Origin of the sequence: Photobacterium jeanii (assembly GCF_001650345.1) — a bacterium.
In the GTDB taxonomy this organism is placed as follows: domain Bacteria; phylum Pseudomonadota; class Gammaproteobacteria; order Enterobacterales; family Vibrionaceae; genus Photobacterium; species Photobacterium jeanii.
Genome location: NZ_LVHF01000033.1, coordinates 21,975 through 36,145, shown reverse-complemented (window position 1 = coordinate 36,145; position 14,171 = coordinate 21,975). Strand labels below are relative to the sequence as shown.

The window sequence follows — 14,171 nt, the reverse complement described above, 5'->3', positions numbered from 1 at the left end:
AATTAATTGACTAACACCATGACAGCGATGAAGTGAACCACGAAACCTACGAGCATTGGTACACTGGTTCGTTTAACGACTTCAAAGGTTGATAGTTTTGCACCACCTGCTGAAACAATGACACAAGCCGCAACAGGGGAAGCCGCTCTCGCGAGTGCCGAGGCTTGTTGCATGGGTAGCATCATCGCTACTGGGTTGGCACCCATTGAGCTGGCAACGGTTGGTACGATATCAACAAATGATAAGAAGGCGGCATTACCTGAGCCCATTACTAGCGCAGCTAAACCTACTACAACGGCAAAGACTAACGTCAGCATTAATGCTGGCATACCTGCTCCTTGCGCAGATTCAATGAGGTGATTAATCGCACCAGTAGATTGGATACCATAGGCGAACACACCCGCAGCTACCAGTAAGAACACGACGCCAGTTAAAGCGTTGCCGCATCCTTTCATAAAGGCACCAAAACAGTCTAAACACTCTTTGAGCGAACGTGTTCTGATCCCTTCAAATAACAGCGAGATGAACACAGAAATCAGCACGATTGTCACCACATCAAGGTGGATAGAACTGATCACGAGTTTGCTGAACACGATTGCCGCTATGATTGGCAGCATAGGCAAAATAGCGTAGATGTTTGGTGCTTGATCTGAGTCGGATGCCGTTGACGCTTCAAGGTTAGGGTCAATAACGTGACCTTCTTTTTTATCTTGGTATGACTGCCAAAGTACATGCGCAACACCAACTGCAACAATGGCTACCGCGCTGGTGGGAGCTTGGTAAGAAAGGTAATCCATCAAGCCCATCCCAACCGATTCACTGGCTTTGATGGCATCAACACCGAGTGGCGTTAACGTTAAGCCCAGTGTCGAAGCAATAACCCCAGCCGCAGAGGCTTTAGAGATCCCCAACCCTGTCAGGATAGGATATAAGGTGACCATTAAAAGCACCGCGAGAGCAGTGGCGCTTGGAATCGCAAGTTGAAGCGATGCCCCAATGATATAGCCAAAGAACAACAGAATATTACGATTCTTAACTACGGATAAAGGTTTGACGGCAAGGCGCACAATCACGGCATCGGCTTTGATTCGGGTCATGAGCTCTGCAAAACCCATCAATACCATGATGGTCAGCCCTAGCCCGCCGGCACGGTATCCCAACATGTAACTGATGAACTTAAAGGGATCAAACGCGGCAAGGTTGGTTGAGGCGACTTTCGCAGGTAACACCTCTCCCCAACCAAAAAGCCCTGTGCAGGCCATTAACACAATACCAGCCATGAATAACACAGCTTCGGTTTTGTAGCCTTTCAGGATCAGCCGCGCTGTTGCGACGATAACCAGTAAGACAATGAGGATTTCAATCATTGGTTATTCCCTTCGGCGATCTTGGTGATGATGGTTTGCACCACGTTAGAAGCTGCAATCAAAGAGGGCAGAGGAAGATATTCGTTGATGGAGTGGAAGTTATGAGCGCCCGTGAAAATGTTCGGACAAGGAATACCATTGGCGGAGAAAACAGCGCCGTCGTAGCCACCACGCATTGGGATCACTTTCATATCAATGCCGTTACTTTCGTAGGCATTTTGAGCAAGTTGTAGAGCTTGTTGACCAATGTCGTTATCGAGGTAATTGGAGACATTTTCGTATCTGTCCGCGATTTTGTAGCTAAGGCACTTTTCACCGTAAAGGTTAAGGAAGGACTGACATGCTTTTTCAACAAAGACTTTACGGTGCTCATAGCCCTCTTTGGTGAAGTCTCGGATATCAATGTTGAGCACGGTTTGCGCTGAGTTGCCTTCGAGCTTTTTCATCCAATAGTAACCTTCGCGCCCTTCGGTGTTTTCTGGGGTCTCAAGGCGTGGGAAGAGGCTGATGAAATCATGTGCCATTAACAGTGAGTTCTTTAAGTTGCCTTTTGAATTCATTGGGTGAGCACTCTGCCCGTGGAAGGTAATGACCGCACCGCCAGCATTCCAGTTTTCTTTAACAAACTCGCCAATCCCGCAGCAATCGAGGGTATAACCAAAGTCGGCAAAGTCAGGGGTATTGAATGCGCTGGCTCCGAGCAGCCCTTGTTCTTCATCGGGTACGAACGCAACTTTTACTTCACCGTGCTTGATGGAAGGATCTGTAGTGAGGGTTTGTAGGGCGTGCATTATCGCAGCGATTGCTGCTTTGTCATCGGCACCTAGCAAGCTGGTGCCATCGGTGACGAAGATGTCTTGATCGCGATAGTCGTTGAGCTCTGGGTTGTCTTCCACAGTAATAGTGGCGCCATGGCCGAGCTCAATATCACCACCTTGGTAATGGATCAAAGATGCATGGGTATCACCAGTATGTTCACTGGAAGTATCAAGGTGTCCAAAGAAGGCCACGGTTGGTAAGTTTGCAGTGCAATTTGCTGGAAGGGTTGCTGTCACTATACCGTTATCGCGGTGCTCGATATCGGTTAAACCCGCCATCGCTTTGAGCTCGCTAACGATCAGCTTACCTAATTCCATTTGACCTGGAGATGAAGGCATGATCCCTGCTGCACCCGCTTTTTGATTGGTGGTGGTGTTGATTTTTGTGTAGCCAAGAAAGCGATCTTTAATATCCATAATACATCTCGATTTGTGTGACAAAATGTCAATATATCCACACATAACTTGAGATGTTTAATGTGCGTTATTCATACCTATTGATATATAAATGAATAAAAATAATACAGGTGCGCAAAGTGTGACCAGCTCCTCACAAAACAGCCTAGTGAGGGTGGTGATTCCAATATTGGTTATTTAGTTCTTATTCACGATCGGTCAGATAGCCAGATTTGAAAGCATAATTACTCTTTCTTACATCATGATTTAAAAGCACTTTTGATCTTTTTGAGTGATATTTGGGATCTTTGTGGATACGGACGGGCTCGTCATTTTAGTAGGGGATAGATAAGTAAAGCCCAGCGTCATGCTGGGCTTAGCGGAAGGGATGTCATTAACGGCGAGATTAACGGGGGTATTATCTCGCTTAAGAGAGCCGATTAGTGGTGCAATTGTTGATCGACAGCCACTGCTAGTGCCACCGTTGCCCCTACCATCGGATTGTTACCCATGCCGATGAAACCCATCATGGCGACATGCGCAGGCACTGATGAGCTACCGGCAAACTGAGCGTCAGCGTGCATTCGGCCCATGGTGTCAGTGAGACCGTAAGAGGCAGGGCCTGCGCCAACATTATCTGGGTGTAGCGTACGACCTGTACCGCCGCCTGAAGCCACAGAGAAATACGGTTTTTGCTGAGCGTAACGTTCAGATTTGTAGATCCCTGCGACTGGGTGTTGGAAGCGTGTTGGGTTAGTTGAGTTACCTGTAATGCTCACATCGACTTGTTCGCGATGCATGATGGCGACCCCTTCGCGGACATCGTCGGCACCGTAGCATAGGATCTCACCGCGAAGTTCGTTGGAAAAACGACGGCGGCTCACTTCGACTAACTCTCCTGTATCGTAATTGAATTCAGTGCGTACATAAGTAAAGCCGTTAATGCGTGAGATAAGGTATGCGGCGTCTTTACCCAAACCATTTAAGATAACTTTGAGTGGCGTTTGGCGAGCGCGATTAGCATTCATGGCAATTTTGATCGCCCCTTCTGCTGCGGCAAAGGATTCATGACCTGCAAGGAAAGCAAAGCATTGGGTGTCTTCGTTTAATAGGCGAGCGGCAAGGGCACCATGACCTAAACCGACATGACGTTGGGCTGCAACACTTCCTTCTTTACAAAAAGCTTGAAGTCCTTCACCAATGGCATTGGCCGCCGCTTCAGCGGTTTGGCTGTGGCGAAAAAGCGCTAATGCTGTGCCGAGGGTGTAAGCATCGCAAGCATTATCAAACGCGATAGGTTGAGTGTCTAATACGACTTGGTGTGGCGCAATACCAAAAGACTGGCAGTACTGGTTCGCTTCTTCCAACGAGGCCATATTCATTTCTTGTAGGTAGCGGTTGATTTGAGTATTCATGATGTGGCCCTCGTTATGCTTGGCGTGGATTGATGGTGGTTACAGCATCGGCAAAGCGCCCGTAAACGCCAGTTGCCTCTTTCATTGCATCATCGGCTGCGATGCCTTTTTCAATGCTTGCCATCATTTTGCCGAGGTTGAGATATTGATAACCAATCACTTCGTTATTGTCGTCGAGGGCGAGTTTAGTGACATAACCTTCTGCTAATTCCATGTAGCGAACCCCTTTGGCGCTGGTGGCGTAGCTTGTACCTACTTGGCTGCGTTGGGTTTTTCCTAAATCTTCAAGGGCAGCGCCGATCTCTAAGCCACCTTCTGAAAAGGCCGATTGGCTTCGACCGTAAGCAAGTTGGAGGAAAATTTCGCGCATTGCGACGTTGATGGCATCACACACTAAGTCGGTATTAAGCGCTTCGAGTAGCGTTTTGCCCGTTAATATTTCGGCTGCCATGGATGCTGAATGCGTCATGCCAGAACAACCTATGGTTTCAATGAGCGCTTCTTCGATAATGCCATTTTTTACGTTGAGGGTGAGCTTGGCTGCGCCCTGTTGAGGTGCACATGTGCCGACACCGTGGCTTAAACCTGAAATGGCGATCACGTCTTGCGGACGGATCATGCGACCTTCAACTGGAATAGGTGCAGAAGGGTGTAAGTCGCCACGTTGAATTGGGCACATTGATTGGATTTCAGCGGAATATTGCATGGTGTTTTCCTTTAGTTGCAGGAAAACAAGTGAGGGTTGGCGCTCTCCCTACAGAAAATATATCAATGCGACAGTGCGAAAACCCATCGAGGATCTTTATCTTGTGCATATTGATATGAGCAACATCCGCTGCTCGACCAACAGTTTCACCTGTTCTCTTTTCTGTAGGAGTCATCAGCCACATGGCGGTTAAGTAGGTGGAACCCCATCACCTTTGCCAAACATGTTACGGCTAATGCGTTATGCGTCGCAACCCACTTTTTAGATTCGTTTTCTCTATAAATCGGTGCCTTTATAGTTATATCAATATAAAAACGTGACGGTGATCACTCGTATATCTTCCATTCCAATGAGTTAGCGAAAACGTTGACTGAGTCGAGGTGCTGCGATCAGCAACTAGGTATCCCTTAGCCTGATTTAAACAAGCGAAAGTGATGAAACATTGGCTTATTTCGCTAGTGTTAGTACAAAGCTCTGGTGCCGCAGCATCGGCGCTTTTTAATATCTGACAACCTATGGTTTTATGTTTGTTGTTACCTTTTAGCAATCTATCAATGCTAATTGTCTGATGGCGTGTTAAGGGAATATGTTAGTAGGTAAATAATTTTATTATTGCTTTTTTTATATTCACTCTCAGAAGTACCTGTTTTTTCTGTTATTGAATATGGCGATGCTAATACCTTTAAGGTTAACGGCGAGTAAGGCGCTTTTAGTGGTTATATTCAGGTTAAAAATCAGTTAATAATACAAGTGAAATGACAAAGCAGTAGCTGAATATTTAAAACGTAATTAAATAGAAATATGAAAAGCACTTAAATTTTGGAAACACTTTTTTGGTGTGTATTTGTTGAATGGGTGATGATGAGCACATAAATTAGGATTGGCAACATTCAAAAATAAGGTTTTTATGAATACACCTGCACAGTTTATTAATATAACTAAAATCAATATTGAGCAGCTTCAGCGCGGTAAAATGACGTTGAAAAGGATAAGAGAAGAGTTTCGCCGTGATTGTACCGATCTAGTCCAAGGTCTAAATATCCGCTTTAAATCCACGCTAGACACAATTGAAGAGTCGATTTACTCGATCAGTACAACGGGCAGAAAGTGTGTTGCGTTAGCTAACATGAAATTAGCGGTAAATGTTGTTGAGAAAGAACTCTTTATTAATCAGCTTGAAGGAAAAAAAGCTAATGGAATGCATCAAACATCGAGCGACCTTGTTGAAGGTGTCGTCATTAATGGCAGCATAAACAAAGATGGGAAATGCTATTACCTGACAGACTTAGTCGATATTAAGGAGGTCAAAACCGACATAAAGTCACAACAATATCACTCGATAATTATACTAAAAGATCAAAAGTGGGCTTTCTTTTACGGTCATTACGATAGGAATAAGGTTGAAGAGAAAGTAGAAAATAGCTTTTCAAAGTATACGTCAGAAAGGCTGCAGATAATTACGACCGACAATAATCAGAAAGCCATTGATGACGCTATTGCTGATCAAAATGAACTGATTGTTAGCTCTACGGCATCGGCATATGTTAAGTCAGTCAGCAATAAGACATTAAAGCAAATTGCAGATTATTACGGATGTACAGCAGATAACCTACAAGTAAAATTCCACTGCAATAAAAAACAATTTCAAATTATTGTTCACGGTGTACTTTCAATGATGGCTATTGAAAGTGCCTGATGATTTTGCAGTAAAAGCTTTGCTTAGAGTAATTGCCATTGAAAGCACTATTACTTTTGAAATAACCAATAATAAATACAAAAGGTCAATTCATGATTAATGACGGTTATGATGCCAATACAAAAATTAACTATAAAGGTGTAATTATTACACTTGAATGGGCAGCACAGAACTTAACGTCATACGTAATGCAAACAATTTATGACGTGATTGATGGCGAAAAACGCTTAGGGATCAGCTTAGTGTGACGTGTTCTGATCATTACGATAAACCTTATCTATTTTAAATAGTGTTAGAAAATTTGCGAACGCACCTAAACCGTCAAGTGTACTCTGCCTAAAATCGCTCAACGCTAGTTAATAGGTTGAGTGCTCTCTTATCTTTACCACCCTAATAAGTAATTTTATGCCCCGTGAAACAGAAGAAAAAATCAATATTTTGCTTGAAGATGTAGAAAGCATTAAAAAGCAATTAAGCTGGTTACAAAATGCGATGCAAATATTTGCCATTGCCGCTTTTATCGCAATCGTAAAAATGCATGTGTTTTGAGCACGAATAAATAGATGAATACATAACTTGCCTATATGGCGGTTTATTCAAGCGGCTGCCATTGGCAGCCGTTTTACTTTGTATGGGAGCGCGAATTACCACGCGCTACCAAATTGTAGAGTTACTGTTGATTCATCTTTACTTTGCGCAACATCGACACCCCATTTTAGGCCCAGTTGACGAGCAACGAGGTGACGGAAACCTGCGCCGTAAGCCCCGTGAAATTTAGGATTTTTGTTGCCAAGCGTATCGTTATCGTAGGCAGTACCTGCACCAGCAAAGCCAAGTACACTCCAACGTGGATCAATCTTATAGGTGAGCTGAGCTTCACCTTGGAAAACGCGATTACCTTGATGGCGTAAGTTAGCCATACCACGTAGATCTATGCTGGGTTTGTTATAAAACGCAGCACCGTCAGACAGGTTGATCGCTTTCGTACGCCAAGACGCAATCCATTGTTCATTGAGTTTGTGATGCGATTGTACGTCTAACTCAAGTTTATCGTAATCAAAGTCACCGCCGAGTGCTTTGGCGGCACGGGTATAGGTTAATCCCGCTTTAATGCCTTGCTCTGGGCTAAATTTGTTATCTAGGCTGTCGTAAGCCAGCTTAACGCCTAACGTTGAGTCTTTATCGGTTAGCTTAAGATCTTTTTGATTATCGAAAGTGATATCGCCACTGGTGTAGTTATAGTCCGCGCCTAACCACCAGTTTGATTTTTTACCTAAACGAAAATTTATTTTTTGGTAGATCCACATGCCGTCAACATTCATCTTGGTCGCATCGCCAAAACCATAAAACTGAACGTTTAAATTGGCTTTGTACGCCCCGCCTTCGTAGCGAATAGTATCGTCATTCCAGACACCATTATGAAAACCGCCGTAAATGTTTGAGCCGTTGTCCGTACCTAACGCCACTAATCCAGATACGCTAGGCGCAATAGAAGCCACTTTATCTGGGTTTTCTGTTCGCACTTTCTTTTGCTCATCGGTTTCATGAAAAAACAACAATGCAGCCCCGCCGCCATTACCGATATCTGGGTCGGTCAACATAATAGGAAAAGGCATAAAGCCGTAGGCGTTATCGAGTAGCCATTTGGATGCATCTAACTGCCCATCGACAGGGTCGATCCAGTCATTAGCGAAAACGGATGAAGGGTTAAAACCTGCTGCTATAGCGCAGGTAAGCGCTAGTGCTGCTTTGTTCATGGTGTTGGCCTCGGAGTTATGATCGTTTTACGAAGGGGTTGATCATTCATCCGTGGATCACATGCCCTGATTGGCTGGGTTGTTGAATAACACAGCAATATACAAAGCGAGATTATCTATGTAGGGGGCTTTTGCGCTAAATGAGGATGTATTAGCAGGGCTAATACATCGGCGGTGAATGGCGGGAGATATGTTGTAATGTCTATGCATTTTTTATTGCGTTGATGCTTACCGTTACCAGCAACCTAAAATGACAATCATGAAAAAAGCCAGCAACTTGCGTTACTGGCTTACTAAAATTTAGGATGAGACAATTGTAACAAGCCTATACTGTTGTATGACGATGAAAAGTCGCTGTATTTCCGACCATAGTTATCTCGCCATTATCAGATCTCCAACCATTACTATTATCGTTATTTGGATAATAGCCTGATGGCACATAAGTGTCGGTATACTCTACCTGAACGTTTGCAAACACAAATACTGGCGCAAGGGTTTTAGCTCCCCTTGGTTCTACACATAGCTGTGCATTAGCATAAGGTTGATGAACTCTTATTCTTTCAATTGTGGATTCAAAGCCTGGATTTGAAAAACCGGCTTCATAAATGTAAACCGTGTCATCTTCTGGATCTTTACCTATATACTCGATGTACCCGTGTAATACTGTTCCTGGTTCTACGTGAATATGACCTTGAGGCATGACGTTGTAACCATGTTCTTGGGTATAACCCCAACCCGTATTAGTATAACCACCTTCAGACTTTACTGTGTAAGCTCTCATTTGGGTGAAATTACCACCATTTAAAATCCCCAAAACAGGTTGTATAACTTCGCCATTCGCAGCGGGTGCTAAACCCGGCCAATAAAAACTCTGGTGACTATTTCCAGCAGCATCAACAAGCTCGTCATAACGAGGAACTGTCATATCGCAAGAAAGTTTCTTTATTAGCCTAACTCTAGTTACGCCATGAACGCGATCAAATTGGTAAGTACAACTTTGTAAAATAGCCATATCGTTTCTTTCCTTATGTTAGTAGCCGTTACCAATTTAAAATTGCACAATACAAAACACTGTGCATATTGTTTTTTTGCAAAATGACATTTCAAATTCTTGTGAGGATATTGTCTGAAGCATTAAGTTGCTTACAGTTACTGGCACCGAAAATGACAATCCCCGCCAGCAAGTGCTAAGCGGGGTATTGAAGTTATGAGTGGTAATTAGTACGCAGTTTGGGTATTGAAAATACTGGTTGTGTGGTATTCCGCTTTTGAAAAATCGATGTTGTCTAAATCAATTTTACGCACGTTCATGTTGTCGTAGGTGCGGTAGTAGTAATCTTTGTTGTCGATATCTACCACATTGGAATAAGAGGTAAATTGCGGCACTTCCTCTGAGGCAAAGCGCCAGTATAAGGTGCCTTGAGGAATATCAACGGCATTCACCATAGACCACGCACGGTTTACGGCATCGAAGTCGGTTTTGACTTGGCTAAGATCTTGGGTGTAGTTAAAAGCGACCATTTTTTGGAAGCGCCCAATCGGTGAGTAATCGAAGGCAGCAAATGTTTCTTCCGATAATTTCGCTTTACCGCCATCTAGCATCATATGTGCTAGGGCTTCTTGTTGTTCATAGGTTGGGTCATTGGTCATAACGCCCAGTTTATTTTCATAAATGTTTGGGTAACCGCTACCATCTACGTATTCCACCACAATGGCTTTTTTACCGTCATTGAAAGCGTAGTGCATGCCTAGCGCCAAGCCATCAACCACATCGTATTTCGCCACAGAGACTTTGGTCTTCTTCAGCAGTTCAATAACTTGGTCAACGTTTTTAGCTTGGCTTAATACGAAGCCAATGACATCACCAGAGCGAATTTTTCCGGTACCTTCTGGTGCAAAATCAGCGGCACCAAGCGCAAGAGCTTCACCACTTAGTCCATATTCATTCAGTGCTGAGCTAAATAGCTCTTCACCGTGTTGAATGCCAACAAATCCGTATTGCGCTTGTGCAAAGCTAAATTTATGTTGCTGTGGAACTAGGGCAATTTGGCCATTAATTTCCCCCGGCCACTCCATAGTACGACCAATGATGGTATTGCCTTTATCAGTATTGAAGTGGAAGTTGGTACAAGCTTGAGCTGTTGCGGTTAAACCAACAGAAGTGGTAGCGGCAAGGGTGAGTGCTAAAAGTGTCTTTTTCATGGGATACCTCGAAAACTACGTATTGGGTTAGGACGAGGGAGATTATGATTGGGTTTGTTCATTTCATTAACTCGTATAAGAAGGGTTTTATCCTGCTATATTGATGGAGCAGTTTAGGCGTGATAAGAGTTAATTCAGATAGAACGACAGCAGCGAGGAGTCCAGTGCGGTGAAAAGTAAGGCGCAATTTTCTCTTGAGCAATTAGCGGCTTTTGTGACGACCAGTGATGAAGGTAGCTTTAAACAAGCGGCAATCAAATTAGGTAAACATGCCACGACAGTAAGCCAGCAAGTTGCGACATTGGAAATCGATTTAGGGTTTCAGCTTTTTGAGCGCAAAGTGCGTAAGATCCATTTAACTCAGCAGGGGCAAGAGTTTTATCGTTATGCCAAACCTGTGTTGGTTGAGTCGATGCACCTTTCTAGCAAATTAGCCGCGATGGAAATGCATCAGCCAGATTCGTTTACCTTGGCGCTTGATGTGACCGTACGTGATCGTCAGTTACTGCGTTGTGTGAAGGCGATGACGGCGCAGTTTCCGACGTTGGCGATTAGTGTTCTTAGCGGTGATCCTTTGCAGGTCGCGCAGTGGGTGCGAGAAGGTCAGGCCGATGTAGGGATTATCACCACCCTGTTTCAAAACTTGCCTCAGTTAACGGTTAAGCAGCTATTTAATTTTGAATTGGTTTATGTGGCATCACCTAAATGGCTAGCTGATAAGGATAAAGTCTCAGAACAAGATATACGTCAGTTCCCGCAGATCATCTATCAGTTTGTGGAGCAAACGCCGCAGTTGAGTGGTCATATTTTGGCAAATCGACATTTCACCGCAAAGAATTTGGCAGATTTGATGGATTTGGTAGCGTTGAATATGGGGTGGGCGATAGTGCCACGTTACCGAGTCGAGGAGTATTTGGAATCGGGTGAGTTAGCCTTGTTTACCGTGGATGGAGCAGCAAATGTGAATTGGTTTACAGAGCTGTTGCTGCCTGCTGATACTGTGGCGAACTCTGCAGTCGCAGCTTTTATTGAGCAAGTGAAAACGTTGTCGGATCGTTAATGTTGGCGCTGCATTGACCTAAAAACAAAACCGAGCTTTTTCGCTCGGTTTTGATATACAGAGTCGGAGGAAGTGTTTTGGTTAACCCTAAAGCACAGTCACAACTTGCTCTTGAGCTAGACGCGCTTTTGGTTGCCCGTGGTTGTAGTCTTCACGTTCAAGGCTATAACCCATCGCCAGTGCAACGTCACAAATGTAACCGTCGAGCTCGTCTTTAAACAGTTCACTGATCATCTCAGGGTCGACACCTTCCATTGGGGTCGAGTCGATACCCAAGCGCGCCAATGTGTGTAGCGTATTGCCTAACGCGATATAGGTTTGCGCTTTAGTCCAATGACCGTTAAAGCCATTTTCATCTGTGTTAGCTTCTGCAAAACCGTACGCACCGTTTAGCATTGCATCGTAGCGATCTGCTGGTAGGTGACCTGAGCTTACTTCAGCGTCTACCACTTTTTTGTAGTTTTCTTTGGTGTAATGCGGGTTATAAGCAAATAACACAATGTGTGAAGCTTCGGTTGCGTGTGGTTGATTAAACTGGTGTTTGTTGACAAAAGTATCGTGGAAACGTTGTTTGGCGGCATCACTTTCAATCACGATAAATTTCCAAGGCTGTGAGTTGATTGATGACGCTGAAAGACGAAGTGCTTCTTTAATCACATTCATGTCATCAGCCGAAATACGTTTAGTCGCATCGTATTTTTTTGCTGTGTAACGTGTGTTTAGATCTTTAATGATTTGGTGAGACATGTGCTTCTCCCGCGATTAATTATTGCAAAATATGACCACGATAAAGACAGCGATTGATTGCAGGTAGGCTGCGCTATTCATGCTGCTCCGTGTTGTTGGGGGCTAGAATAGTGATGATTGTCACAAGGGGAAATAGCCATATCGTCCAATCATTATGGTATTAAATGTCCATAATTAGCGTGAGGGAGCGGGTTCTATTGAACACGAAACTAAACATTCTCAGATAAACCTCACGCTGTTGCGTAGTTGTTTTCTCTCCTTTTTTTACTTTATAAATGGCAATAACCATTTTAAAAAGGTGGTTATTATTGGTTATAAGACACAAGACATACCCTTGCTTGCTAGTTTGATATTGGGCGCAAAAAAGCGCACCACAAAATATAAAAACAAGGGGAAATGGGCGTTACAGCCCAGCTAAATCCCTAACAATAATCAAGTTGGCTAGAGGGTAGTATTAATGAATACTCCTAAAATGATCGCGATGGCTGTCGTCCTGACATCCGTCGTGGCGTGTGATGATGACGCAAATGAAGAAAGTGCATCCCCTGTACTTTCAGTAACAACCGAAGAAGGCCGTACCCCCGCAGATGAAGCGGGCGAGATTGAAAACCCAGAAACTGATGGTTCTGGCGATCAAGGCGGCGTCACGCCTCCTCCCGAGGGGGGCGGCAGCACTGGTGATGATGGTGCTGGTGGAGATGATTCTGGAGGTAGCGGCTCAGGAGGCGATGGCTCTAGTGGCGGTGATCAGAGTGGAGGTGGCAGCGAAGGTGGTGATAGTAGCGATGGCAGCGGTGACGGCGATAACCCACCACCAGAGCCGGAACCTGAGCCTAAAGTGGATATTGATGGCCTCGCCCTTCCAGATCTCAGTGTAACACCTGATTTTGAGGCGTATGTTGACGCCCAACCTCGTTACTACACTCGTATTACGGCCAGCTTTGGTAATGTAGCTGGACAAGATACCGAGCCGTTTGAAAACCGAATGAATAACGCCGGTGCCAACCTTGGGCGAGTGCTTTTTTACGATAAACGCTTATCGCAAAATAACACCGTTTCTTGTGCTTCTTGCCATCAGCAACAGCATGGCTTTTCCGACCCCAAAGTGTTCAGTGATGGTTTTGAGGGCGGAAAAACAGGGCGACATTCGATGAGTTTATCTAATGCACGTTATTACACCCCAAAAAGTTTTTTCTGGGATGAGCGGGCAGAAACCCTAGAGCAACAAGTGTTGATGCCAATTCAAGATGGTGTCGAAATGGGGATGAACTTGCTCGATCTGGAAGTGAAACTCCGTCAAACCAGCTTTTATGGTCCACTCTTTACAGCCGCATTTGGTGATGAGGCGATCACCAGCGAGCGAATCGCGCAAGCGTTAGCACAGTTTATTCGCACTATGGTGACTTATCAGTCGAAGTTTGATCAGGCATTTACTGCTGGTAGTTGGAATGACCCCGATTTTGAAGCCGTGTTTACCGAGCAAGAGTTATTAGGGTTACGTTTATTCTCTGGCGTACCGGGCGATCGTAATGGTTCGTTACGTTGCGATACTTGCCACCATACCTCTGCTCATACCGGTGATAGCTCGCACAACAATGGATTAGACGCCAATACCAGTGACGATGAAGGGGCGGGTGGTGGTTTCTTTAAAGTGCCATCGCTTCGCAATATTGAAGCGAGTCCACCGTATATGCACGATGGTCGTTTTGAAACCTTGATGGATGTTGTGGAGTTTTACAACAGTGGCGTGCAAGCCCATCGTAATCTCGCACCAATTCTGCGTCGTAACGGTAGCCAATCGGGACCGCCAGCACGATTCAATCTCACTCAACAAGAGAAAGAGGCATTGGTTGCTTTCATGGAAACGCTCACTGATGAGACTTTCTTAACATCGCCATTATTCCATGATCCTTTTCCTCAGGAGTAAGCGTATACATGGTTCTTGTACCGTAATGATTGCTTGAAGTGATTGTTTTCCCTGCTTGCCGAGTCATGAAGACTCGGCAT

At 44.6% G+C, this 14,171-nt stretch carries 13 protein-coding genes and 1 riboswitch; of the genes, 5 read left to right on the top strand and 8 right to left on the bottom strand.

What is annotated here, in order from left to right; translation table 11 throughout:
* Positions 1–2 precede the first annotated feature (2 nt).
* From dcuC to A3K86_RS17855, 4 genes are all read right to left on the bottom strand, one after another.
* On the bottom strand, positions 3–1,367 hold the full coding sequence (dcuC, locus tag A3K86_RS17870; RefSeq protein WP_068334520.1) for a C4-dicarboxylate transporter DcuC: 1,365 nt from the start codon (positions 1,365–1,367) through the stop codon (positions 3–5).
* A complete protein-coding gene (pepT, locus tag A3K86_RS17865) occupies positions 1,364–2,602 on the bottom strand; it encodes a peptidase T (RefSeq protein WP_068334519.1) in 1,239 nt (412 codons plus the stop codon). The genes dcuC and pepT overlap by 4 nt, the downstream gene beginning before the upstream one ends.
* 419 nt (positions 2,603–3,021) lie before the next feature.
* Positions 3,022–3,996, bottom strand: coding sequence for a GGGtGRT protein (locus tag A3K86_RS17860; protein WP_068334517.1), 975 nt, complete (start codon positions 3,994–3,996; stop codon positions 3,022–3,024).
* A 13-nt stretch (positions 3,997–4,009) separates the two neighbouring features.
* Positions 4,010–4,702 (bottom strand): iron-sulfur cluster assembly scaffold protein, encoded by a 693-nt coding sequence (locus A3K86_RS17855; RefSeq protein ID WP_068334515.1) that lies wholly within the window; start codon positions 4,700–4,702, stop codon positions 4,010–4,012.
* A 158-nt stretch (positions 4,703–4,860) separates the two neighbouring features.
* A riboswitch (Fluoride riboswitch) is annotated at positions 4,861–4,924 on the bottom strand.
* 685 nt (positions 4,925–5,609) lie between these two features.
* Here A3K86_RS17855 and A3K86_RS17850 point away from each other — a divergent pair.
* From A3K86_RS17850 to A3K86_RS22735, 3 genes are all read left to right on the top strand, one after another.
* On the top strand, positions 5,610–6,398 hold the full coding sequence (locus A3K86_RS17850) for a hypothetical protein (protein ID WP_068334510.1): 789 nt from the start codon (positions 5,610–5,612) through the stop codon (positions 6,396–6,398).
* Between the two features lie 92 nt (positions 6,399–6,490).
* Positions 6,491–6,646: a hypothetical protein gene (locus A3K86_RS22740; RefSeq protein WP_157599474.1), complete on the top strand. Its 156-nt coding sequence runs from the start codon at positions 6,491–6,493 to the stop codon at positions 6,644–6,646.
* 157 nt (positions 6,647–6,803) lie between these two features.
* A complete protein-coding gene (locus A3K86_RS22735; RefSeq protein WP_157599473.1) occupies positions 6,804–6,947 on the top strand; it encodes a hypothetical protein in 144 nt (47 codons plus the stop codon).
* Between the two features lie 95 nt (positions 6,948–7,042).
* Here A3K86_RS22735 and A3K86_RS17845 read toward each other — a convergent pair whose 3' ends face one another.
* The 3 genes from A3K86_RS17845 to A3K86_RS17835 all read right to left on the bottom strand — a co-directional run bounded on the left by A3K86_RS17845 (position 7,043) and on the right by A3K86_RS17835 (position 10,357).
* The gene (locus tag A3K86_RS17845; protein ID WP_068334503.1) at positions 7,043–8,155 is read right to left on the bottom strand and encodes a BamA/TamA family outer membrane protein; all 1,113 of its coding nucleotides are present in this window, start codon (positions 8,153–8,155) and stop codon (positions 7,043–7,045) included.
* 325 nt (positions 8,156–8,480) lie between these two features.
* Positions 8,481–9,167: a hypothetical protein gene (locus A3K86_RS17840; RefSeq protein WP_068334501.1), complete on the bottom strand. Its 687-nt coding sequence runs from the start codon at positions 9,165–9,167 to the stop codon at positions 8,481–8,483.
* Between the two features lie 206 nt (positions 9,168–9,373).
* On the bottom strand, positions 9,374–10,357 hold the full coding sequence (locus tag A3K86_RS17835; RefSeq protein WP_068334498.1) for a linear amide C-N hydrolase: 984 nt from the start codon (positions 10,355–10,357) through the stop codon (positions 9,374–9,376).
* Positions 10,358–10,526: 169 nt separating this feature from the next.
* Here A3K86_RS17835 and A3K86_RS17830 point away from each other — a divergent pair, with 169 nt between their 5' ends.
* Entirely contained in the window at positions 10,527–11,417 is an 891-nt protein-coding gene (locus A3K86_RS17830) for a LysR family transcriptional regulator (protein WP_068334495.1), read from the top strand.
* Between the two features lie 87 nt (positions 11,418–11,504).
* Here the strand turns inward: A3K86_RS17830 and A3K86_RS17825 are convergent, their stop codons facing one another.
* Positions 11,505–12,164 (bottom strand): nitroreductase family protein, encoded by a 660-nt coding sequence (locus A3K86_RS17825; RefSeq protein WP_068334492.1) that lies wholly within the window; start codon positions 12,162–12,164, stop codon positions 11,505–11,507.
* Positions 12,165–12,621: 457 nt separating this feature from the next.
* Here A3K86_RS17825 and A3K86_RS17820 point away from each other — a divergent pair, with 457 nt between their 5' ends.
* Positions 12,622–14,091 (top strand): cytochrome-c peroxidase, encoded by a 1,470-nt coding sequence (locus A3K86_RS17820; protein WP_232322025.1) that lies wholly within the window; start codon positions 12,622–12,624, stop codon positions 14,089–14,091.
* The last annotated feature ends 80 nt before the right edge of the window (positions 14,092–14,171 follow it).

Excerpts from the sequence above, each read along its gene's own strand:
- pepT (WP_068334519.1), bottom strand. The coding sequence starts at position 2,602 with ATGGATATTAAAGATCGCTTTCTTGGCTACACAAAAATCAACACCACC.
- A3K86_RS17835 (WP_068334498.1), bottom strand. The coding sequence starts at position 10,357 with ATGAAAAAGACACTTTTAGCACTCACCCTTGCCGCTACCACTTCTGTT.
- dcuC (WP_068334520.1), bottom strand. The coding sequence starts at position 1,367 with ATGATTGAAATCCTCATTGTCTTACTGGTTATCGTCGCAACAGCGCGG.
- A3K86_RS17845 (WP_068334503.1), bottom strand. The coding sequence starts at position 8,155 with ATGAACAAAGCAGCACTAGCGCTTACCTGCGCTATAGCAGCAGGTTTT.
- A3K86_RS17860 (WP_068334517.1), bottom strand. The coding sequence starts at position 3,996 with ATGAATACTCAAATCAACCGCTACCTACAAGAAATGAATATGGCCTCG.
- A3K86_RS17850 (WP_068334510.1), top strand. The coding sequence starts at position 5,610 with ATGAATACACCTGCACAGTTTATTAATATAACTAAAATCAATATTGAG.
- A3K86_RS17825 (WP_068334492.1), bottom strand. The coding sequence starts at position 12,164 with ATGTCTCACCAAATCATTAAAGATCTAAACACACGTTACACAGCAAAA.
- A3K86_RS22740 (WP_157599474.1), top strand. The coding sequence starts at position 6,491 with ATGATTAATGACGGTTATGATGCCAATACAAAAATTAACTATAAAGGT.
- A3K86_RS17855 (WP_068334515.1), bottom strand. The coding sequence starts at position 4,702 with ATGCAATATTCCGCTGAAATCCAATCAATGTGCCCAATTCAACGTGGC.
- A3K86_RS22735 (WP_157599473.1), top strand. The coding sequence starts at position 6,804 with ATGCCCCGTGAAACAGAAGAAAAAATCAATATTTTGCTTGAAGATGTA.
- A3K86_RS17820 (WP_232322025.1), top strand. The coding sequence starts at position 12,622 with ATGAATACTCCTAAAATGATCGCGATGGCTGTCGTCCTGACATCCGTC.
- A3K86_RS17840 (WP_068334501.1), bottom strand. The coding sequence starts at position 9,167 with ATGGCTATTTTACAAAGTTGTACTTACCAATTTGATCGCGTTCATGGC.